Below are 21905 nucleotides of genomic sequence, written 5' to 3'. Positions count from 1 at the left end.
CTGTCGTACCGACCCCGTACGATCGAGGAATGAGCACGCGGATCGCCTTCCTGAAGGGTCACGGCACGGAGAACGACTTCGTGATCGTCCCGGACCCCGAGAACGTCATCGACCTGCCCCCGGCCGCCGTCGCCGCCCTGTGCGACCGCCGCGCGGGCATCGGCGGCGACGGTCTGCTGCACGTCGTGCGCTCCGCCGCGCACCCCGAGGCCGAGGAGATGGCCGGTGAGGCGGAGTGGTTCATGGACTACCGCAACAGCGACGGCTCGGTGGCGGAGATGTGCGGCAATGGCGTACGCGTGTTCGCACGCTACCTGCAGCGCGCCGGTCACGTGGCCGAGGGTGATGTCGCGATCGCCACGCGCGGGGGTGTCAAGACCGTCCACATCGCGAAGGACGGCGACGTCACCGTCGGCATGGGCCGGGCCGTCCTGCCCGCGGGGGACGTCACGGTGAGTGTCGGCGAGCGTAGCTGGCCCGCGCGCAACGTGAACATGGGCAACCCGCACGCGGTCGCCTTCGTCGACGACCTCGCGCACGCGGGCAATCTGTTCACCCCGCCCCCGTTCAGCCCGGCCTCCGCCTACCCGGACGGGGTGAATGTCGAGTTCGTGGTCGACCGCGCGCCCCGCCACGTCGCGATGCGCGTCCACGAGCGCGGCTCGGGGGAGACCCGCTCGTGCGGTACGGGCGCGTGCGCGGTCGCCGTCGCCGCGGCCCGCCGCGACGGCGCCGACCCGGCCGTGACGGGCACCCCCGTGACGTACACCGTGGACGTCCCCGGCGGCACCCTGGTGATCACCGAGCACCCGGACGGCGAGATCGAGATGACCGGCCCGGCGGTGATCGTCGCCGAGGGCGAGATCGACGCCGAGTGGCTGCGGACCGCCGCCCGCTGACGGGTCGCCCGAACTCGAGCCGCCGCGTTGTCCTTTGAGGGGGCGAACGGACGGCGCGCCGAAGCACGGCGTGGCACGCGGGCGGTGACGCCGCGCACCGCGCGGTGGCCGGAAGACACCTCTGCCGCGCCGTGCACGCCTCCGGATCGCAGACCGGAACGCTTCCGGTGCTCCGATCCCCAGTTACCGGCCGGTGCGAAGATACGAATCGACGGCCGGAAGTGGTTCCCCTGGCCAAAACGCGTAAACCTTCAGGACATCGCTCGAATGGGTGATCCGTTTCACGCTCGGCGAGAGCCGGTCGGGCGGGCGTGGTGGGCTCGATAGCATCAAGCACCGGCCGGGACGGGGGACCGTCGCGAGCCCCTGCGCCGCGAACGCCAGCAGGCACCCCGTCCGCCGGTCCACGCAGCCGGAGGTGCCCATGAGTGCGGAGGCCACGAATCCTGCCGACCCCGCCCCTTCAACGCCCGGGACCCACCGCAGAAAGAGCCGCGCCCGGCTCGACCTGCGCCGGCTGGGCCGGGCCGCACTGCTCGGCCCGGCCACCCGCGACCGGCTGCCCGACGCGATCGGCCACGTCGTCGAGGCCCATCGCGCCCACCACCCCGACGCCGACCTGGAACCGCTGCGCCGCGCCTACCTGTTGGCCGAGTCCTCGCACCGGGGACAGATGCGCAAGAGCGGCGAGCCGTACATCACGCACCCCCTCGCCGTGACCCTGATCCTCGCCGAACTGGGTGCCGAGACCACGACGTTGACCGCCTCCCTGCTGCACGACACGGTCGAGGACACCGATGTGACGCTCGAGCAGGTGCGCGAGCAGTTCGGCGAGGAGGTGCGCTACCTCGTCGACGGTGTCACCAAACTGGAGAAGGTCGACTACGGCGTGGCCGCCGAGCCCGAGACCTTCCGCAAGATGCTCGTCGCCGCAGGCAACGACGTCCGCGTGATGTCGATCAAACTCGCCGACCGGCTGCACAACATGCGCACCCTCGGCGTGATGCGCCGCGAGAAACAGGAACGCATCGCGAAGGTCACCCGGGACGTGCTCATCCCGCTCGCCGAACGCCTCGGCGTCCAAGCGCTCAAGACCGAACTCGAGGACCTGGTCTTCGCGGTCCTGCACCCCGAGGAGTACGAACGCACCAGGGAACTCATCGCCGAGAACGCGGCGCACGGCGACGACCCGCTCGCCGAGACGGCCGACCAGGTGCGCACGGTGCTGCGCGAGGCCGGGATCCCGGCCGAAGTCCTCATCCGGCCACGGCACTTCGTCTCCGTCCACCGCATCTCCCGCAAGCGCGGCCCGCTGCGCGGCGCGGACTTCGGGCGCCTCCTGGTGCTCGTCGGCGAGGACGCCGACTGCTACGCGGTCCTCGGCGAACTGCACACCTGCATGACCCCGGTGGTCTCGGAGTTCAAGGACTTCATCGCCGTCCCCAAGTTCAACCTGTACCAGTCGCTGCACACCGCGGTCGCGCGGGAGGACGGCGAGGTCGCCGAAGTCCTCATCCGCACCCACCAGATGCACAAGGTCGCCGAGGCCGGGGTGATCGCGCTCGGCAACCCCTACGCCCCCGCCTCCGACGACCCGGCCGACGGCGAGCGCGCCGACCCCACCCGGCCCGGCTGGCTCTCCCGGCTGCTCCAGTGGCAGCAGGCGGCGCCGGACACCGACACCTTCTGGTCGTCGCTGCGCGAGGACCTCGCCCAGGACCGGGAGATCACCGTGTTCCGCCCCGACGGGGGCGCGCTGGGGCTTCCGGAGGGCGCGAGCTGTGTGGACGCGGCGTACGCGCAGTACGGGGAGGACGCGCACGCCTGTATCGGCGCCCGGGTCAACGGCCGGCTGGCGACGCTGAGCACGGTCCTGAAGGACGGCGACACCGTGCAGCTCCTCATGGGCCAGGACCCGGCATCGGAGCCGTCCCGGGAGTGGCTGGAGCACGCCCACACCCCGGCCGCACGGATCGCGATCCAACGATGGCTGGCGGCGCATCCGCTGTCCGCCGAGACGTCCGGCGGCGCCTCGGCGCCGGGCGCTGAGGGCTCGTCGGACGGCGCCGCGGAGCACGCCACCGTGCTCAGGGCCGCCGCACGCCCGCCGGCGCTGCCCGCGCGCTCCACCACGGACACGCCCGGCGCGCGCGCCGCCAACGCCGTCGTGGACCTGCCCGGTGCCTCCGTGCGCCTCGCGGGCTGCTGTACACCCGTCCCGCCGGACGAGATCACCGGCTTCGCGGTGCGCGGGGGGTCGGTGACCGTGCACCGCGTCGAGTGCGCCGGAGTGGAGCGCATGAAGAGCGCCGGGCGCGAGGAGGTCGGCGTGCGCTGGGGGGACACCACCGAGTGCCGGGTCACGCTCGTCGCGGAGTCCTTCGGCCGCCCGCACCTGCTGGCGGACCTCACCGAGGCCATCGCCCTGGAGGGCGTGGCGATCGTCTCGGCCACCGTCGAGCCCCCGAGCCAGCAGCGCGTGCGCCACACGTACACGCTCCAGCTCCCGGACGCGTCGCATCTGCCGGCCCTGATGCGGGCGATGCGCAACGTGGCGGGCGTGTACGACGTGAGCAGGGCCCAGCACCCGGCGACGACCGTGCACTAGTAGCTGTGACGGGGACCCGCGGGGAGCTCCGCCCTCCGCCGCTGCCGGACCCGGGCGGGGCGGCCCGCCCGGGTCAGCCGTCCCCCCGGCTGAACCCTTTCGGGTGGGACCGATGCGCGTCGGACACGTGCGGGCAGTGCGCGCTGATAGCGGTGGTCCATGCCGCTCAGCCTTCGTACCGTCACCCCACGTGTCCACCGTGCCCAGGCGGCCCTGCTCGCCTGCGCCCTCTCCGGCTGCCTGATCGCCGCGAGCGCCCCCTCGCCCGCCGTCCCCCTCGGCATCGGCGACCGGCTCTACCCCACGCTCGGCAACCCCGGCTACGACGTCCGGTCGTACGACCTCTCCTTCACCTACAGCGGCGACAACGGCAAGCCGCTCGCCGCCGTCACCACCGTCAACGTCCGCACCACCCAGCGGCTCGAGCGCCTCAACCTCGACTTCGCGCACGGCACCGTCCAGTCCGTCGACGTCAACGGCGCGCCCGCGGACTTCACCAGCGCGGGGGAGGATCTGGTGATCACCCCGGAATCCCCGCTTCCCAGGGGCAGCCTGCTGCGCATCACCGTGCGGCACACCAGCGACCCCGTCTCCGCCGGGAACCGGCAGGGCGGCTGGGTGCGCACCGACGACGGGCTCGCCATGGCCAACCAGGCCGATGCCGCCCACCTGGTCTTCCCGTGCAACGACCACCCCTCCGACAAGGCGATGTTCACCATCCACGTGACCACGCCGGACGACTACACGGCCGTGGCCAACGGCGATCCGGTGAGCACCCGGCGCAGCGGCAGGGCCATCACCTGGACCTACCGCACCGAACACCCCATGGCCACCGAACTCGCCCAGGTCTCCATCGGCCGCAGCGCCGTCCTGCACCGCAGGGGACCCCACGGCCTGCCCGTCCGCGACGTCGTGCCCGCCAAGGACCAGGCGCGACTCGAACCCTGGCTGGCGAAGACACCCGACCAGATCGCCTGGCTGGAGAAGAAGGTCGGCCCGTACCCCTTCGAGACCTACGGGCTGCTGATCGCCCAGGCCAAGACCGGGTTCGAACTGGAGACACAGACGCTGTCCCTCTTCGAGAACCACGTCTTCACCGAGCCCGCCTATCCCGCCTGGTACGTCGAGTCGATCATGGTGCACGAGCTGTCCCATCAGTGGTTCGGCGACAGCGTCACCCCGCGCACCTGGTCCGACCTGTGGCTCAACGAGGGCCACGCCACCTGGTACGAAGCCCTGTACGCGGACGAGACGGCGCACCGGTCCCTCGAAACGCGCATGAAGGCGGCGTACGCCCTCTCCGACGGCTGGCGCGCCTCCGGCGGCCCGCCCGCCGCGCCCAAGCCCCCGAAGCCCGGCCAGAAGATCAGCATCTTCCGGCCCAGCGTCTACGACGGCGCCGCCCTGGTGCTGTACGCCCTGCGCCAGGAGATCGGCGCCCGAGCCTTCCAACGCCTGGAGCGGGCCTGGGTCGCCCTGCACCACGACTCCACGGCGACCACCGCCGATTTCGAACGCCTGGCGTCCGACATCTCCGGACGCGACCTCGGCGCCTTCTTCAGGGGCTGGCTCGACGGCGAGAAGACCCCGCCGATGCCGGGCCACCCCGACTGGAAGAGTGACCCCGTCGGCGGCGCCCAAGGCCCCGAACAAGTCGGATGACGCGACGGGCCGCACCGTGCGACCATCATCAGGTCGGCGGCGCGGCCCCCAGCGGGCGGGTGACCGGGAATCTCCCGGGGTACTCAAGCGTTGAGACAGGTGACGACGTCTGTGACGGCTCTCCACGGCCGCCACCCCGTCACCGCAACCGGATTCCCATCGACGTAAGGACCCAATGACCTCCTCTTCTTCCCCTTCCCAGGACACCAAGCGCCTCGCGCACGCCTACCCCGAAGGTCTTCGGGCCGATGCCCTGATGGAAGAGGACGTCGCCTGGAGCCACGAGATCGACGGAGAGCGGGACGGCGACCAGTTCGACCGCTCCGACCGCGCGGCCCTGCGCCGTGTGGTCGGCCTGTCCACCGAGCTCGAGGACGTCACCGAGGTCGAGTACCGGCAGCTTCGCCTGGAGCGCGTCGTGCTCGTCGGGGTGTGGACGTCGGGGACCGTGCAGGACGCGGAGAACTCCCTGGCCGAGCTGGCCGCCCTCGCGGAGACCGCGGGCGCGCTCGTGCTCGACGGCGTGATCCAGCGCCGTGACACGCCCGACGCCGCCACCTACATCGGCTCCGGCAAGGCGAACGAGCTGCGCGACATCGTCCTCGAAACGGGCGCCGACACCGTCGTCTGCGACGGTGAGCTGAGCCCTGCCCAGCTGATCCACCTCGAGGACGTCGTCAAGGTCAAGGTCATCGACCGTACGGCCCTGATCCTGGACATCTTCGCCCAGCACGCGAAGTCCCGAGAGGGCAAGGCGCAGGTCGCGCTCGCCCAGATGCAGTACATGCTGCCGAGGCTGCGCGGCTGGGGTCAGTCGCTGTCCCGGCAGATGGGCGGCGGCAGCGGCGGCCTCGCGACCCGCGGCCCCGGTGAGACCAAGATCGAGACGGACCGGCGGCGGATCCGCGAGAAGATGGCGAAGATGCGCCGGGAGATCGCGGAGATGAAGACCGGCCGCGAGATCAAGCGCCAGGAACGCAGGCGCCACAAGGTGCCCTCGGTCGCCATCGCGGGCTACACCAACGCCGGCAAGTCCTCCCTGCTCAACCGCCTCACCGGCGCGGGCGTCCTGGTCGAGAACGCGCTGTTCGCGACCCTCGACCCCACCGTGCGCCGGGCCGAGACCCCGAGCGGGCGGCTGTACACACTGGCGGACACCGTCGGTTTCGTACGGCACCTGCCGCACCACCTGGTCGAGGCGTTCCGCTCCACGATGGAGGAGGTCGGCGACTCCGACCTGATCCTGCACGTGGTCGACGGTTCGCACCCGAACCCGGAGGAGCAGCTGGCCGCCGTGCGCGAGGTGATCACGGACGTCGGCGCCACCGACGTACCCGAGATCGTCGTGATCAACAAGGCGGACGCGGCGGACCCGCTGGTGCTGCAGCGGCTGCTGCGGGTCGAGAAGCGCGCCATCGCGGTCTCCGCCCGCACCGGTCAGGGCATCGAGGAACTGCTGACGCTCATCGACGACGAACTGCCGAGGCCGTCGGTCGAGATCGAGGCCCTGGTGCCCTACACGCACGGCCGGCTGGTCGCGCGCGCCCACTCCGACGGCGAGGTGATCTCCGAGGAGCACACCCCGGAGGGCACCCTGCTCAAGGCCCGGGTGCACGAGGAGCTGGCGGCGGAACTGGCGCCGTACGTGCCGGCTCCCGCGCTCTGACGCACGGCACGAACGAACGAAGCCCGCTCCCTGTCCGACAGGGAGCGGGCTTCGCTTCTTCACGGCTGCTCGGGGACGGGCGGCGGCGAGGCGGGGCGCGTCACCGGTCCGCTCACCGGTCCGCGAATTTCCTGCTCACGCCCTCGTACACACCCTTGGCCACCGAGCCCAGTCGCGGACCGGCCAGCCAGCCCGAGGACACCGGGCCGATCGAGGTGTTGGACACCAGCGCTGGTTTGCCGTCGGCGCCGGTCTCCACCCAGCCGCCGCCGGACGCACCGCCCGTCATGGTGCAGCCGATCCGGTACATCGTCGGGTCCGTCCGCCCGAGCGACAGCCGGCCCGGCTTGTCCTGGCACCGGTACAGCTTCTGGCCGTCGTACGGAGGTGCCGCCGGGTAGCCGGTCGCGGTGATGCTGTCGACCTTCGGCACCGCCGGTGCGTCGAAGTCCACCGGGAGCGCCGAACCGACGGTCTCCTCCAGGGACTTCCCGCCGGTGCCCTGTTCCGGCGTCACATGGATGACGGCGAAGTCGTACGACGCGCCCTGGCCGCCCGTCTCGCCTCCCTGCTCGATCCACTGCTCGGAGGTCTGCGCCCAGTCACCCCACCAGACACCGTACGGTGCGATCTCCTGCCGCGTCGCGTTCCTCAACCCGGGCTCCGCCTTCGCGGAGTTGTTGTACGCCGGCACGAAGGCGATGTTGCGGTACCAGCCGCCGTTCCTCCCCGCGTGCACGCAGTGGCCCGCCGTCCACACGAGGTTGGACTTCCCGGGGTGCGCCTGGTCCTCCACCACGGTTCCGGAACAGACCATCGTGCCCTTGGGGGAGTCGAAGAACACCTTGCCCGCCGTGGGCGCGTTGTCGTGGTACGCGGGCGGCACAGCCTGTGCCTTCACCGGTGCCGGGGTCGGGTCCGTGACGCCCTGGTCGCCCGAGAGGTCGCTGGAGTCGACCTCCTTGGCGGGGTCATGCGCCTTGCGCATCCGGTCCGGGTTCCACAGACCCTTGATGATGGGGTTGATGAAATCGTCGGCCTCGCGCAGCCAGTCGTCCTTGTTCCAGTTCTTCCAGGCGCCGTTCTTCCACTTGTCGATGTCGATCCCGTGCTGCTTGAGCTTCTGCTTGATGTCGTCCGGGATCTTGATCTTGCCGGCGCCGGGGGAGGACACGGACGCGCTCGCCCCCGCGTGGGTCGCGCTGCCGCCGTCCGAGTCGCAGGCGGTCGCGGTCAGCGCCAGCGCCGTGGTGAGGCCGACCGCCGCCAGCACGGTGGAGGCTCTGGGGCGCGCACTCCTTTCCGAGCGGTGGGCGAAGAACGGTCGTATCGGTCGCATGGTGGAACTCCGCCTGGACGGAACGGTATCGGGCAGCGGTGTACAGCCGAGGAGGACGGTACCGCCACGGCGACGCCGGCCCCACCGCCTGCTGCTGGGCCGTGCATCCGGGGTGTACCCGCAGGGCGTTGCCCATCACCTGCGGAGGTGGCGGCGCCGCGGAACCGGCCGGGTCCGGCCGCCCGTTGCAGGCGGGCGCCGCCGTCAGGCGGTGATCGGCGCAATGATCTTCCGCCCGCCCGCTTCCCCGTGCCGCTCGGGTCGTTGGTAGGTGCGGGGCCCGCCGTCCCGGCTCGAGCCCTCGCCCATCGCCTCTGAACAGCGGGAGGAACTGACGTCGTGACCGTGACGGAGACTGCGGTGGTGCCGGTGGAGGGCGCGTCGGAGAGGCGCGCGGAAGCCGAGCAGGGGCGTGAAGAGAACTACGGAACCGAGCGTGTGCGCGGGGCCCACGACCAGATTCTGCGGCGGCAGTCCGCGCGCGAGTCCGCTGCGCGCACCTACGCGCGCGCCCTGCCGATCGTCCCCGTGCGGGCGCGCGGGCTCACCATCGAGGGCGCCGACGGCCGCCGCTACCTCGACTGTCTCTCCGGCGCGGGCACGCTGGCCCTCGGTCACAACCACCCGGTGGTCCTGGAGGCGATCCGGAAGGTCCTCGACTCCGGCGCTCCGCTGCACGTGCTGGACCTGGCCACGCCCGTGAAGGACGCCTTCACCACCGAGCTGTTCCGCACCCTGCCGCCCGCCCTCGCCGATCGCGCCCGGGTGCAGTTCTGCGGACCGGCCGGGACGGACGCCGTCGAGGCAGCGCTGAAGCTGGTGCGCACCGCCACCGGGCGAAGGGGCCTGCTGGCCTTCACCGGCGCCTACCACGGCATGACCGCAGGGGCGCTGGAGGCGTCCGGGGGCGCCAACGACGTCCGCGTGACCCGTCTGCCGTTCCCGCAGGACTACCGGTGTCCGTTCGGCGTCGGCGGCGAGCGCGGGGCCGAACTCTCCGCCCGCTGGACGGAGTCCCTTCTCGACGACACCAAGTCGGGGGTGCCCCTGCCCGCCGGGATGATCCTCGAACCGGTCCAGGGCGAGGGCGGCGTGCACCCGGCACCGGACGCGTGGCTGCGCCGTATGCGGCGGATCACCGAGGCCCGGGCCATCCCGCTGATCGCGGACGAGGTGCAGACGGGTGTGGGCCGCACCGGACGCTTCTGGGCGGTCGAGCACAGCGGGGTGGTGCCCGATGTGATGGTCCTGTCCAAGGCGATCGGCGGCAGCCTGCCGCTCGCCGTCGTCGTCTACCGTGACGACCTCGACGTGTGGAAACCCGGCGCCCACGCCGGCACGTTCCGCGGCAACCAGCTCGCCATGGCGGCCGGCACCGCGACCCTCGCCTATGTCCGCGAGAACGGCCTCGCCGAGCGCGCCGCCACGCTCGGGGCCCGCATGCTGGACCGACTGCGCTGCCTCGCCGCCGAGTTCCCGTGCGTCGGGGACGTGCGCGGCCGGGGACTGATGATCGGCATCGAGCTCGTGAACCCCGAGTCCGCATCCGATCCGGCGCCCCATGACTCGCCGGCCCCTCTGACCGCGGGCACCGGACCACGCCCGGCGGCGCCCGCGCTGGCCGCCGCCGTGCAGCGGGAGTGCCTGCGGCGCGGACTGATCGTGGAACTGGGCGGGCGGCACGCGAGCGTGGTCCGCCTGCTGCCGCCGCTGACGATCAGCGACGAGCAGACGGACGCGGTCCTGGACCGGCTCGCGGACGCGGTGGCCGCCGTGGCCCGAGGGCCGGTGGTCCACCCCTGAGCCCGCCCGCCGTGTGGGCCCGCCCGCCGTACCGCTTCGCCGGCACGGCACGAGAACGGGCCGGCGACCCGGAACGGCCTCCGCCGACCCGGTCGGCCTGCATCGGCCGGTAGGGCCTCCACCGGCCCGGGTCACCGCACCGGCATCCGCATCCGCATCCGCATCCGCATCCGCATCCGCACCCGCACCGCCGCGCCCGTCGCCGTACGAGCCGGAACGACCTCACGAGGTACGCCCCTTGAACGCCACCCCCGCCCGCGACGGCGACCGCCCCGCCACCACACGGGACACCGGCCATGCGCCCGTCACCGCGCCCGCACCGGGACCCGAGACGCTGCCCTCTCAGCAGGCGACGTCTCCGGAGGCCCGAGAGCCGCACGTCAGCCCGGCCGACCCCCTGGACCACCCCGATCCGCACACGGCGGCCCAGGCCGCGACCGTGGAGAACCTGCTGCGCTGCTGGGTCCGCGAGAACGACCTCGCCGCCCCCGCCGACGGCACCCTGCGCATCCCGCTCCCCGCCGGCGGTACGGCACTCCTCGTCCCGGTCCACTACTGGTCCCCCACCGGCTGGCACCGCTTCGGCCTGCCCCGCCTGGCCGGCGCACCGCACCAGGCACCGCCCGTGGACGCGGTGACGGTGGCGGCACTGCTGGCACGGGAGGCGGGCGCCGGCCCCGCACCGGCACAGGAGCCGGGCACCGTGCCGCACCACATCACCGACCTGCTGGCCCGTGTCGCCGACTCGGCACGCCGCACCACCACCTTCCTCACCGACCGCCGCGAACGTCCCGCGGACGGAGCGGACCTCTTCCTCTCCGCCGAACAGGCCCTGCTGCTCGGACACCCCATGCACCCCACGGCCAAGAGCCGAGAGGGCCTTTCCGACACCGAGGCCCGGCTCTACTCACCCGAGCTGCGCGGCTCCTTCCCGCTGCACTGGTTCGCGGTCGCGCCCTCGGTGTGCGCCTCCGACTCGGCATGGACGGAAGGCGGCCGGCCGGTGCTCGCCGGTCGGCTCACCGAACGGCTCGCCGGCCCCGATCTCCCGCTGCCCGACGGCTTCACCGCACTGCCGCTGCACCCCTGGCAGGCGCGTGAGATCCGGCACCGCCCGCAGGTCGCCGCCCTGCTGGACGCCGGACTGCTCCGGGACCTCGGCCCGCACGGCACCCCCTGGCACCCCACCTCCTCCGTCCGCACCGTCCACCGCTCGGGCGTTCCCGCGATGCTGAAGCTGTCGCTGGGCCTGCGCATCACCAACTCCCGGCGGGTGAACCTCCGCAAGGAACTCCACCGGGGCGTCGAGGTGCACCGCCTGCTGCGCGGCGGCCTCGGCCGTCAGTGGCGTGCCGCGCACCCCTGTTTCGACATCGTCCGCGACCCGGCCTGGGTCGCCGTCGACGACCAGGACGGCAACCCGGTCACGGGACTTGACGTGGTGATCCGCCACAACCCCTTCGCCCCGACGGACGACGCCTCCTGCGTCGCCGGACTCCTCTCACCCAGGCCCCGCCCGCACCCCGACGGACGGCAGCGCTCCGCCATGCGCTCCCGGCTCGCCGAGATCGTCACCCGCCTCGCCGGGCGCACCGGCCGCTCACGCGGCGCCGTCGCCACCGAGTGGTTCCTGCGCTACCTCCAGCACTTGGTGCGCCCGGTGCTCTGGCTGGACAGCGAGGCCGGCATCGCCCTGGAGGCGCACCAGCAGAACACCGTGCTCCTGCTGGACGCCGAGGGCTGGCCCGCGGGCGGCCGCTACCGCGACAACCAGGGCTACTACTTCCGCGCGCCCCGCCGCGCCGAACTCGACGCGCGGCTGCCCGGCATCGGCGCGCACAGCGACACGTTCGTCTCCGACGAGGTCACCGACGAACGCTTCGCCTACTACCTCGGCATCAACAACGTGCTCGGTCTCATCGGCGCGTTCGGCTCCCAGCACCTGGCCGACGAGCGGCTGTTGCTCGCCGCCTTCCGCCGCTTCCTCGCCGGCACCGCCACCGGTCCCGACCGGCTCCGCACACCCCTGCCGGCCCGCCTGCTCGACTCACCCGTCCTGCGCTGCAAGGCCAATCTGCTGACCCGGCTGCACGGCCTGGACGAACTCGTCGGCCCGGTCGACACCCAGTCCGTCTACGTCACCATCACCAACCCCCTTCACCTGACCTGATCACCACCAACCGCCTTGATCCCCGAGGAACATGACCCGTCCCGTCTTCTGAGAGGAGCGTCGCCGTGCCTCCCACCGACGCGAGCACCGACACCGGCACCGCCTCCGCAGAGCCCGTCACCGCCCCGGGCCCTGGAGCCGGCGCCCCGTCCGGCAACCGTCCCCACTCCGGCCCGGACTGCGAGGAAACCCTCGATCTACGGCTGCCCCGTGAGTTCCTGGCGCTTCACGTCCAGGAGCAGCCGGGCACCCCGGCCTTCCCGCCGGACGACGACCTCCTCGACCACCCGGCCGACTGGGGCGCCGTGACCACCCCCGTCGGTGTCCTCCACCTCGTGCCGGTCCACCTCGGCCGCGATCTCCCGCTGATCGCACGCTGGATGAACGACCCCGCCGTGGCGGTCTTCTGGGAACTCGCCGGGGACACCTCGGTCACCGAGCGGCACCTGCGCGCCCAACTCGCCGGTGACGGACGCAGTTTCCCCTGCCTCGGCGTGCTGGACGGCACCCCCATGAGCTACTGGGAGATCTACCGCGCGGACCTCGACCCCCTGGCCCGCCACTACCCCGCCCGTCCCCACGACACCGGGATCCACCTCCTCATCGGCGGTGTCGCCGACCGCGGACGCGGCCTCGGCTCCGCACTGCTCCGTTCCGTCGCCGACCTGGTCCTCGACCGGCGTCCTTCCTGCGTACGCGTCGTCGCCGAACCCGACCTGCGCAACACCCCCTCCGTCGCCGCCTTCCTGAGCGCCGGCTTCCGGTTCTCCGCCGAGGTCGACCTGCCCGACAAGCGGGCCGCCCTGATGGTCCGAGACCGTGCCCTGCGCCATGTGCTCTAGCGCTCTGCGCCAGATACATCACAGAGAGTAACGAGCGTCGGCCCGCATCGGTTCCGGCCCGAAGAAATTCGGCGGCGATTCTTTTCCGTTTCCGATGCAGCCGACCCCACCCCGCCGACCCCACCCCACCCCGCAGACATCACCTGCCGAGCCCACCAGCCGCCCCCGTCACCACCCCGCACCCCCGCACCCCACGGGAACCCCCCATGCGCCGAGGCATCCGGCGCCCGTTTGTCAGTGATGCACCGTAGGGTGGTCGCGCTATGACAAAGCCCTCACTCCCCGAACTCCTCCACGCAGCCGTCACAGCCGTCGGCGGCACGGAGCGCCCCGGCCAGGTGGCCATGGCCCAGGCCGTCGCGGAGGCGATCGACGACGGCTCCCATCTGCTGGTCCAGGCCGGCACCGGCACCGGAAAGTCGCTGGGTTACCTCGTGCCGGCGCTGGCGCACGGGGAGCGCGTGGTCGTGGCGACCGCCACCCTGGCGCTGCAGCGGCAACTCGTCGAGCGCGACCTGCCGCGCACGGTGGAGGCCCTCCACCCGCTGCTGCGCCGCCGCCCGGAGTTCGCCATGCTCAAGGGCCGGTCGAACTACGTCTGCCTGCACCGTCTGCACGAGGGGATGCCGCAGGACGAGGAGGAGGGCCTGTTCGACCAGTTCGAGGCCGCGGCGCCCACCAGCAAGCTGGGCCAGGACCTGCTGCGGCTGCGTGACTGGTCCCAGGAGACGGAGAGCGGCGACCGCGACGACCTCACCCCGGGCGTCTCCGACCGCGCCTGGGCCCAGGTGTCGGTGTCGTCCCGGGAGTGCCTGGGCGCCTCGAAGTGCGCGTACGGCGCGGAGTGCTTCGCCGAGATGGCCCGTGAGCGGGCCAAGCTCGCCGAGGTCGTCGTCACCAACCACGCGCTGCTCGCGATCGACGCCATCGAGGGCGCCCCGGTCCTCCCGCAGCACGAGGTGCTGATCGTCGACGAGGCCCACGAGCTGGTCTCCCGGGTCACCGGCGTCGCCACCGGCGAGCTCACCCCGGGCCAGGTCAACCGTGCGGTGCGCCGCGCGGCCAAACTCGTCAACGAGAAGGCCGCCGACCAGCTCCAGACCGCGGCCGAGGGCTTCGAACGGCTGATGGAGCTGGCCCTGCCCGGCCGTTTGGAGGAGATCCCGGAGGACCTCGCGTACGCCCTGATGGCGCTGCGCGACGCCTGCCGCACGGTGATCTCCGCGATCGGCGCAACGCGCGACAAGTCGGTCCAGGACGAGGACGCGGTGCGCAAGCAGGCGCTGGCCTCCGTGGAGACCGTGCACGACGTGGCGGAGCGCATTACCAACGGCTCCGAGTGGGACGTCGTCTGGTACGAGCGCCATGACCGCTTCGGCGCCTCCCTGCGTGTCGCCCCGATGTCGGTGTCGGGGCTGCTGCGGGAGAAGCTGTTCGCGGACCGCTCGGTCGTCCTGACCTCCGCCACACTGAAGCTCGGCGGCGACTTCAACGGCGTGGGGGCGTCCCTGGGCCTCGCCCCGGAGGGCACGGAGGGCGACGACGTGCCGAAGTGGAAGGGCGTGGACGTCGGCTCCCCGTTCGACTATCCGAAGCAGGGCATCCTGTATGTCGCCAAGCATCTGTCGCGACCCGCGCGGGACGGCGACCGCGCGGACATGCTGGACGAGCTGACGGAGCTGATCCAGGCGGCGGGCGGCCGCACCCTGGGCCTGTTCTCGTCGATGCGGGCCGCCCAGCTCGCCGCGGAGGAGTTGCGCACCCGTGTCCCCGAGTTCCCGATCCTGCTCCAGGGCGAGGAGACCCTCGGTGAGCTGATCAAGAACTTCGCGGCCGATCCGAAGACCTGCCTCTTCGGCACGCTGTCGCTCTGGCAGGGCGTCGACGTCCCCGGGCCGAGCTGCCAACTGGTCGTCATGGACAAGATCCCCTTCCCGCGCCCCGACGACCCGCTGATGAGCGCCCGCCAGAAGGCCGTCGAGGAGGCCGGGGGCAACGGATTCATGGCCGTCGCGGCGACGCACGCCGCGCTGTTGATGGCACAGGGCGCCGGCCGACTCGTACGGGCGTCCGGGGACCGGGGCGTGGTCGCCGTACTGGACCAGCGGCTCGCCACCGCCCGCTACGGCAGCTATCTGAAGGCGTCCCTGCCGGACTTCTGGTACACGACGGACCGCAACCAGGTCCGGAAGTCCCTGGCGGCGATCGACGCGGCGGCGAAGGCCCAGGGGGCGTAGTCCCTTCCGCCCCTCCTGCCGGACGTGCACCACCGCTGCGGCGGCGTGGCCCCAGGGCCGCCACGCCGCCGCACCGGCGGTGACGTACGCGGGGCAGGCCCGGCCGCGGACAGCATGGGGCCCCGGAACCGGCGCAGGGGTCCCGGGGCCCGGATCAGGGGCGGGCGTCCGTGCGCCCGCCGCGGAGGGTCACACCCGCCGCAGTACCGCCACCACCTTGCCGAGGATCGTCGCCTCGTCGCCCGGGATCGGCTGGTATGCGGAGTTGTGCGGCAGCAGCCAGACGTGGCCGTCCTCGCGCTTGAAGCGCTTCACGGTGGCCTCGCCGTCGAGCATCGCGGCGACGATGTCACCGTTCTCCGCGACGGGCTGGCGGCGGACCGTGACCCAGTCGCCGTCACAGATCGCGGCCTCGATCATGGAGTCGCCGACGACCTTGAGGACGAAGAGCTCACCGTCGCCGACGAGCTGCCTGGGGAGCGGGAAGACGTCCTCGACCGACTCCTCGGCGAGGATGGGGCCGCCGGCGGCGATCCGGCCGACGAGCGGGACGTACGACGCGGCGGGCTTGCCCGCGGTGTCGGTGGGCTGCACGGAGGACGCCTGGTCGGAGCCGCGCACCTCGTACGCGCGCGGACGGTGCGGGTCACGGCGCAGGAAACCCTTGCGCTCCAGTGCCATCAGCTGGTGTGCGACCGAGGAGGTGCTGGAGAGGCCGACGGCCTGGCCGATCTCCCGCATGGACGGCGGGTAGCCGCGCCGCTGCACGGAGTCCCGGATGACCTCGATCACCCGGCGCTGCCGCTCGGTCAGCCCGGAGCTGTCCGCCCGGATGCCTGGAGGTCGGCCGGGCAGGGACCTCTTGGGCCCCTCCGGGTTCGTGGCTTCGTTCATGGCATGCACCGGCTCGAGTCGGCCCTGGGGGCGGTCCTGGGCAGTGATGGTGGCACTGTCTGCGGTGGTGGTCACGTCGTCGGCCCCTCTCGATGGTCTCCCGTGCAGCACAACGGTAGTTGCTTTCGAAAGGTTGCGCCAAACACACGTTCGAGTGAAAAACCGCGAATTGCCTGACGTGATCAGTTCTCCGGGTGTATGAGCCGGCACCGCTTCCGGTGGGCGGAAGTGCCCGCTGCTGTACTCTTCACGGCCGGGGCGATGGCCTTGTGGGCCGCCACGGACGGCGCCCAGTCTGCCATCCGGCGCGCCGCGGACCGTGTACCGGCCTCGCTTCTCCATGTGGCGTCCACCGTATCCGCGCATGGCCCGAATGGGTATGGCCGTGCGGCACATGCCAATACGGCCGTGACGTGCGTGTCGCCGCCGAATGTACGAGCCAATCGCTACATGTAGTGGTTGGATTGCAGTAGCGACCCAGAAGTTGTGGTCCCCCCGGTCTACGTCGTCACGGAGATCGCCTATGCTTGGGGCTGCTTCGTGGGGCCACTGAGACCCGTGAGGTCTATGCGTCGTGCTGAAAAGGAGGGTTGGAGCCATGCACTGTCCCTTCTGCAGGCACCCCGACAGCCGCGTCGTCGACAGCCGTACGACCGACGACGGCACGTCCATCCGCAGGCGCCGCCAGTGCCCCGACTGCTCCCGTCGTTTCACGACCGTGGAGACCTGTTCGCTGATGGTGGTCAAGCGGTCCGGAGTCACCGAGCCCTTCAGCCGTACCAAGGTCATCAACGGCGTGCGCAAGGCATGCCAGGGGCGGCCTGTCACCGAGGACGCACTCGCCCAACTCGGCCAGCGGGTCGAGGAGGCCGTGCGGGCCACCGGGAGCGCCGAGCTGACCACCCACGACGTGGGCCTGGCCATACTCGGCCCCTTGCAGGAGCTCGACCTCGTCGCCTACCTGCGGTTCGCGTCCGTTTACCGGGCGTTCGACTCGCTGGAGGACTTCGAGGCCGCCATCGCGGAACTCAGGCAGCAGCGGGAGCGCACCGCCGTGGACGAGGACGACCACGAGATCACCGACGCGGAGCGCCGGGGAACCGACCGCGGGTCCGGAGGGGCGGCCGACGCCCTGGTGCCCGCCACCACCGCCGACTGACGGGCGGGCCGGCCCCGGCCGGCCCCGTCGAGCGGCGCACACAGACCCGTCACGCGCTCGCGAACGACGCGCGTGACCAGCAGACACAACACCGTGCCATGGGAAGAAAAGGGCACCTCAGGGCGTTTTCGCCCGATATCAGGGAGGCGGCATGACAGAGACGGCGAGTGGTCCGGCACGAGGTTCCCGGGCAAAGGGAGCCAAGGCCACCAAGGGACTGCGTATCGAGCGCATCCACACGACCCCCGGCGTGCACCCGTACGACGAGGTCGAGTGGGCGCGCCGTGACGTCGTCATGACCAACTGGCGCGACGGCTCGGTCAACTTCGAGCAGCGCGGCGTCGAGTTCCCCGAGTTCTGGTCGGTGAACGCGGTCAACATCGTCACCAGCAAGTACTTCCGCGGTGCCGTCGGCACCCCCCAGCGCGAGACCAGCCTCAAGCAGCTGATCGACCGCATCGTCAAGACCTACCGGAAGGCCGGTGAGGACCACAGGTACTTCGCCTCGCCCGCCGACGCGGAGATCTTCGAGCACGAACTGGCGTACGCCCTCCTGCACCAGATCTTCAGCTTCAACAGCCCTGTCTGGTTCAACGTCGGCACGTCCCAGCCCCAGCAGGTCTCCGCCTGCTTCATCCTGTCCGTCGACGACTCCATGGAGTCGATCCTCGACTGGTACAAGGAAGAGGGCATGATCTTCAAGGGCGGCTCCGGCGCCGGCCTGAACCTCTCCCGCATCCGCTCCTCCAAGGAGCTGCTGTCCTCCGGCGGCAACGCCTCCGGCCCGGTCTCCTTCATGCGCGGCGCCGACGCCTCCGCAGGAACGATCAAGTCGGGCGGTGCCACCCGTCGCGCCGCCAAGATGGTCATCCTGGACGTCGACCACCCGGACGTCGAGGACTTCATCGAGACCAAGGTGAAGGAGGAGGAGAAGATCCGCGCCCTGCGCGACGCGGGCTTCGACATGGACCTCGGCGGCGAGGACATCACCTCCGTCCAGTACCAGAACGCCAACAACTCGGTCCGCGTCAACGACACCTTCATGAAGGCCGTCGAGAACGGCGAGAAGTTCGGTCTGCGCGCCCGCATGACCGGCGAGGTCATCGAGGAGGTCGACGCCAAGGCCCTGTTCCGCAAGATGGCCGAGGCCGCCTGGGCCTGCGCCGACCCCGGCATCCAGTACGACGACACGATCAACCACTGGCACACGTGCCCGGAGTCCGGCCGCATCAACGGCTCGAACCCGTGCAGCGAGTACATGCACCTGGACAACACGTCCTGCAACCTCGCCTCGCTGAACCTGATGAAGTTCCTGAAGGACGACGGCAAGGGCAACCAGTCCTTCGAGGTCGAGCGCTTCTCGAAGGTCGTCGAGCTGGTCATCACCGCGATGGACATCTCGATCTGCTTCGCGGACTTCCCGACGCAGAAGATCGGCGAGAACACCCGCGCCTTCCGCCAGCTCGGCATCGGCTACGCCAACCTCGGCGCCCTCCTCATGGCGACCGGTCACGCCTACGACTCCGACGGCGGCCGTGCCCTCGCCGGCGCCATCACCTCCCTGATGACCGGCACCGCCTACCGCCGCTCCGCCGAGCTCGCCGCGGTCGTCGGCCCGTACGACGGCTACGCCCGCAACGAGCAGGCGCACCTGCGCGTCATGAAGCAGCACTCCGACGCCAACGCCACCGCCGTCCGCATGGACGACCTGGACACCCCGGTGTGGGCCGCGGCCACCGAGGCCTGGCAGGACGTGCTCCGCATCGGCGAGAAGAACGGATTCCGCAACTCCCAGGCGTCCGTCCTCGCCCCGACCGGCACCATCGGTCTCGCCATGGGCTGCGACACCACCGGTGTCGAGCCGGACCTGGCGCTGGTGAAGTTCAAGAAGCTGGTCGGCGGCGGCTCGATGCAGATCGTCAACGGCACCGTGCCGCAGGCGCTGCGCCGCCTCGGCTACCAGGAGGAACAGATCGAGGCGATCGTCGCCCACATCGCCGAGCACGGCAATGTGATCGACGCGCCGGGCCTGAAGCCCGAGCACTACGAGGTCTTCGACTGCGCCATGGGCGAGCGCGCCATCTCCCCGATGGGCCACGTCCGCATGATGGCCGCGATCCAGCCGTGGATCTCCGGTGCCATCTCCAAGACGGTCAACATGCCGGAGTCGGCGACCGTCGAGGAGGTCGAGGAGATCTACTTCGAGGCCTGGAAGCTGGGTATCAAGGCGCTCGCGATCTACCGCGACAACTGCAAGGTCGGCCAGCCGCTCTCCGCCAAGAAGAAGGAGTCCGCGCAGGAGAAGGCCGAGGAGCCCGCCGCGGAGACCAAGGTCGAGAAGGTCGTCGAGTACCGCCCGGTCCGCAAGCGTCTCCCGAAGGGTCGTCCCGGCATCACCACCTCCTTCACCGTCGGCGGTGCCGAGGGCTACATGACCGCGAACTCCTACCCGGACGACGGTCTCGGCGAGGTCTTCCTGAAGATGTCCAAGCAGGGTTCGACCCTCGCGGGCATGATGGACGCCTTCTCCATCGCCGTCTCGGTGGGCCTGCAGTACGGCGTGCCGCTGGAGACGTACGTCTCGAAGTTCACCAACATGCGCTTCGAGCCGGCCGGTATGACGGACGACCCCGACGTGCGGATGGCCCAGTCGATCGTCGACTACATCTTCCGCCGTCTGGCGCTGGACTTCCTGCCCTTCGAGACGCGCTCCGCGCTCGGCATCCACTCCGCCGAGGAGCGTCAGCGCCACCTGGAGACCGGCTCCTACGAGCCGATCGACGACGAGGAGGTCGACGTCGAGGGCCTGGCCCAGTCGGCCCCGCGCGCCCAGGAGCTGAAGGCGGTCGCCACGCCGAGGACGGAGTCCGCCGCGGCCAAGCCGGCCCCGCAGCAGGCGCACACCAGCGCCGAGCTGGTGGAGATGCAGCTGGGCATCCAGGCCGACGCCCCGCTGTGCTTCTCCTGCGGCACGAAGATGCAGCGGGCGGGCTCCTGCTACATCTGCGAGGGCTGCGGCTCGACGAGCGGCTGCAGCTGACCCGACCCGTCGAAGGGCGGCACGGCCACCGGCCGGGCCGCCCTTCGGCGTTGACGGGCCTAGGAGAGCGGGCCGCCCATGACGCGGGCGAAGCCCTCCGGGTCGGTGTCGAAGCCGTGGACGCCCGGGTGGAACGTCCACTCGCCGGAGGAGTCGCGTACGAACTCGGCCACTCTCGCCGCCGTGGCACCGAGGACGCCCCCGAAGTCGTCCTGCGCGAGCACGGTGTAGTCCTCGCGGACCCGCAGCGCCGGGTTCAGGACGCCGACGAACGTTCTGCGGCCCGCCCGCTGCTGGATGGCGACACCGACCACCACGCGCGCGTACCGGTCGTCGAGCCGGTACAACTCGACCGTCATGACCTCGTCCCAGCCGAAGCCCTTGCCGTCCAGGCTGTCGCGGTTGAGGTAGATCGTGCCGTCGGGGGAGCGGCTGTCGAAGTGCACCACATAGGCGGGTGCCCCATAGGGATCGTCGGCCAGATAGGTCGCGGCCACGATGTCGAGGTCGGTGGGTGGCTGGTCGGAGGGACTCGGATCCCACTTCACCGCCAGTTCGACCTTGCGGATGCCCTTGTTGAGACCGGTCATCTCCCATCCCCTCCCCGTGGCCATGTGCCCTCATGGGAACTCACGTTCCGTCAGGGCCAGTTGTCCATTGTGCCCTGCGCGCGGGGCGCTCGCTCGGGTGCACTCCGCGGGAGCGTGACCAACGCCACGCACGCTGGCCTTACGATGGCGCGGTGCTGGTCAAGTGGATTCGCTGCACCGTGGTCGACCGCCGCGGTTTCGAACGGGGGCAGCGAAAGTGGGCGGGGCTTCTGGGGGAGCCGGGCTTCCGGGGACAGGGCGGGGGTTTCAGCCGGGTCAGGCCCGGCGTGGCGCACATCTTCGCGTTCTGGGAGAGCCGTGCCTTCTACGACTCGTTCATGGCGCGCTCGCACGACCGGCTGGCCGCCTCACAGACGGGCACCTTCAAGGACCAACAGGTCCGGCTCTTCGACCACCGCTTCGACGTGAAGACCGGCTTCGAGCCCCGCTTCACCGACGCCGACGTGGTGCGCGTCGCGCACTGCCGGGTCCACGAGGAGCGCGCCGAGCACTTCGCGCTGATGCAGGAGAAGGTCTGGAACCCGGCCATGGCGGGTTCACCCGGCATGATCCGCGGACTCTTCGGGGAGGGGCCGGGCCATGAGTTCCTGATCCTATCCATGTGGCAGTCGGCGGCGGAGCACGGCAAGTACCGCGAGGAGCGCGTGGAGCGGCTGGCGCTGCGGGCGCAGACGGAGGCGGATGTCGCGGCGCTCACCGGGGACATCGTGGAGCTCGAGCCGACGTGGACGGTGTGACCCGGGCCGTCCAGTGAGTGGTGTGACCCGGGCCGTCCAGGTGAGTGGTGTGACCCCGGACCGCCAGGGGAGGGGTGGTGACCCGGTCCGTCCACGTAAACGGTGTGCCCCGGGCCGTCCGCGCGTCGACGTCTGACCCCGTCGGCTCGACCCGGCCCCGTCCTCCCCGGACCGTTTGGAATCCGGATGGACCTCTGCGGGTCGCTCCGGTGTGACCTGCGCCTTATGGAGACCCTCC

14 protein-coding genes are annotated in these 21905 nt (G+C 71.3%); 11 read left to right on the top strand and 3 right to left on the bottom strand.

Annotated features, from left to right (window positions below; translation table 11 throughout):
- The first annotated feature begins 29 nt into the window (after window positions 1-29).
- The 4 genes from dapF to hflX all read left to right on the top strand — a co-directional run bounded on the left by dapF (window position 30) and on the right by hflX (window position 6835).
- On the top strand, window positions 30-899 hold the full coding sequence (gene dapF, locus ACZ4SW_RS16275) for a diaminopimelate epimerase (protein ID WP_468243085.1): 870 nt from the start codon (window positions 30-32) through the stop codon (window positions 897-899).
- Window positions 900-1323: 424 nt separating this feature from the next.
- On the top strand, window positions 1324-3507 hold the full coding sequence (locus tag ACZ4SW_RS16270; protein ID WP_468243082.1) for a RelA/SpoT family protein: 2184 nt from the start codon (window positions 1324-1326) through the stop codon (window positions 3505-3507).
- A 159-nt stretch (window positions 3508-3666) separates the two neighbouring features.
- Window positions 3667-5169 (top strand): M1 family metallopeptidase, encoded by a 1503-nt coding sequence (locus ACZ4SW_RS16265; RefSeq protein WP_468243080.1) that lies wholly within the window; start codon window positions 3667-3669, stop codon window positions 5167-5169.
- A gap of 175 nt (window positions 5170-5344) precedes the next feature.
- Window positions 5345-6835 carry a GTPase HflX gene (gene hflX, locus ACZ4SW_RS16260; RefSeq protein WP_468243077.1) on the top strand — a complete coding sequence of 497 codons (1491 nt, stop codon included), beginning with the start codon at window positions 5345-5347 and terminating at the stop codon, window positions 6833-6835.
- A 112-nt stretch (window positions 6836-6947) separates the two neighbouring features.
- Here hflX and ACZ4SW_RS16255 read toward each other — a convergent pair whose 3' ends face one another.
- Window positions 6948-8174, bottom strand: a complete 1227-nt coding sequence (locus ACZ4SW_RS16255; RefSeq protein ID WP_468243075.1) for a trypsin-like serine peptidase — start codon at window positions 8172-8174, stop codon at window positions 6948-6950.
- A 438-nt stretch (window positions 8175-8612) separates the two neighbouring features.
- On the opposite strand from ACZ4SW_RS16255, the gene ACZ4SW_RS16250 reads away from it, so the two are divergent.
- The 4 genes from ACZ4SW_RS16250 (at window position 8613) to ACZ4SW_RS16235 (ending at window position 15226) form a co-directional block, all read left to right on the top strand.
- A complete protein-coding gene (locus ACZ4SW_RS16250; RefSeq protein WP_468243209.1) occupies window positions 8613-9977 on the top strand; it encodes a diaminobutyrate--2-oxoglutarate transaminase family protein in 1365 nt (454 codons plus the stop codon).
- 238 nt (window positions 9978-10215) lie between these two features.
- Window positions 10216-12147, top strand: coding sequence for an IucA/IucC family protein (locus ACZ4SW_RS16245; RefSeq protein WP_468243073.1), 1932 nt, complete (start codon window positions 10216-10218; stop codon window positions 12145-12147).
- 65 nt (window positions 12148-12212) lie between these two features.
- A complete protein-coding gene (locus tag ACZ4SW_RS16240) occupies window positions 12213-12989 on the top strand; it encodes a GNAT family N-acetyltransferase (RefSeq protein ID WP_468243071.1) in 777 nt (258 codons plus the stop codon).
- Between the two features lie 263 nt (window positions 12990-13252).
- Window positions 13253-15226: an ATP-dependent DNA helicase gene (locus tag ACZ4SW_RS16235; RefSeq protein WP_468243068.1), complete on the top strand. Its 1974-nt coding sequence runs from the start codon at window positions 13253-13255 to the stop codon at window positions 15224-15226.
- A 189-nt stretch (window positions 15227-15415) separates the two neighbouring features.
- On the opposite strand, the gene lexA is transcribed toward ACZ4SW_RS16235, so the two are convergent.
- On the bottom strand, window positions 15416-16195 hold the full coding sequence (gene lexA, locus ACZ4SW_RS16230; RefSeq protein ID WP_388562051.1) for a transcriptional repressor LexA: 780 nt from the start codon (window positions 16193-16195) through the stop codon (window positions 15416-15418).
- Between the two features lie 523 nt (window positions 16196-16718).
- On the opposite strand from lexA, the gene nrdR reads away from it, so the two are divergent.
- Both nrdR and ACZ4SW_RS16220 read left to right on the top strand, forming a co-directional pair.
- Window positions 16719-17279: a transcriptional regulator NrdR gene (nrdR, locus tag ACZ4SW_RS16225; RefSeq protein ID WP_468243066.1), complete on the top strand. Its 561-nt coding sequence runs from the start codon at window positions 16719-16721 to the stop codon at window positions 17277-17279.
- Between the two features lie 151 nt (window positions 17280-17430).
- Window positions 17431-20319 (top strand): vitamin B12-dependent ribonucleotide reductase, encoded by a 2889-nt coding sequence (locus ACZ4SW_RS16220; protein WP_468243064.1) that lies wholly within the window; start codon window positions 17431-17433, stop codon window positions 20317-20319.
- A gap of 59 nt (window positions 20320-20378) precedes the next feature.
- Here ACZ4SW_RS16220 and ACZ4SW_RS16215 read toward each other — a convergent pair whose 3' ends face one another.
- Window positions 20379-20933, bottom strand: a complete 555-nt coding sequence (locus tag ACZ4SW_RS16215) for a TerD family protein (RefSeq protein ID WP_468243061.1) — start codon at window positions 20931-20933, stop codon at window positions 20379-20381.
- Between the two features lie 128 nt (window positions 20934-21061).
- Between ACZ4SW_RS16215 and ACZ4SW_RS16210 the strand changes: the two genes are divergently transcribed.
- Window positions 21062-21667 carry a YdbC family protein gene (locus ACZ4SW_RS16210; protein WP_468243059.1) on the top strand — a complete coding sequence of 202 codons (606 nt, stop codon included), beginning with the start codon at window positions 21062-21064 and terminating at the stop codon, window positions 21665-21667.
- The last annotated feature ends 238 nt before the right edge of the window (window positions 21668-21905 follow it).

The sequence above is a fragment of the Streptomyces sp. NPDC028331 genome (assembly GCF_055565775.1).
Note: the sequence above shows the minus strand (reverse complement) of the source record. Positions and strands in the feature narration are given on the sequence as shown.

What these genes read in the sequence shown, in the direction of transcription:
- ACZ4SW_RS16220 (WP_468243064.1), top strand. Translation starts at nt 17,431, where the DNA reads ATGACAGAGACGGCGAGTGGTCCGGCACGAGGTTCCCGGGCAAAGGGA.
- ACZ4SW_RS16265 (WP_468243080.1), top strand. Translation starts at nt 3,667, where the DNA reads ATGCCGCTCAGCCTTCGTACCGTCACCCCACGTGTCCACCGTGCCCAG.
- ACZ4SW_RS16235 (WP_468243068.1), top strand. Translation starts at nt 13,253, where the DNA reads ATGACAAAGCCCTCACTCCCCGAACTCCTCCACGCAGCCGTCACAGCC.
- hflX (WP_468243077.1), top strand. Translation starts at nt 5,345, where the DNA reads ATGACCTCCTCTTCTTCCCCTTCCCAGGACACCAAGCGCCTCGCGCAC.
- dapF (WP_468243085.1), top strand. Translation starts at nt 30, where the DNA reads ATGAGCACGCGGATCGCCTTCCTGAAGGGTCACGGCACGGAGAACGAC.
- ACZ4SW_RS16255 (WP_468243075.1), bottom strand. Translation starts at nt 8,174, where the DNA reads ATGCGACCGATACGACCGTTCTTCGCCCACCGCTCGGAAAGGAGTGCG.
- nrdR (WP_468243066.1), top strand. Translation starts at nt 16,719, where the DNA reads ATGCACTGTCCCTTCTGCAGGCACCCCGACAGCCGCGTCGTCGACAGC.
- ACZ4SW_RS16270 (WP_468243082.1), top strand. Translation starts at nt 1,324, where the DNA reads ATGAGTGCGGAGGCCACGAATCCTGCCGACCCCGCCCCTTCAACGCCC.
- ACZ4SW_RS16215 (WP_468243061.1), bottom strand. Translation starts at nt 20,933, where the DNA reads ATGGCCACGGGGAGGGGATGGGAGATGACCGGTCTCAACAAGGGCATC.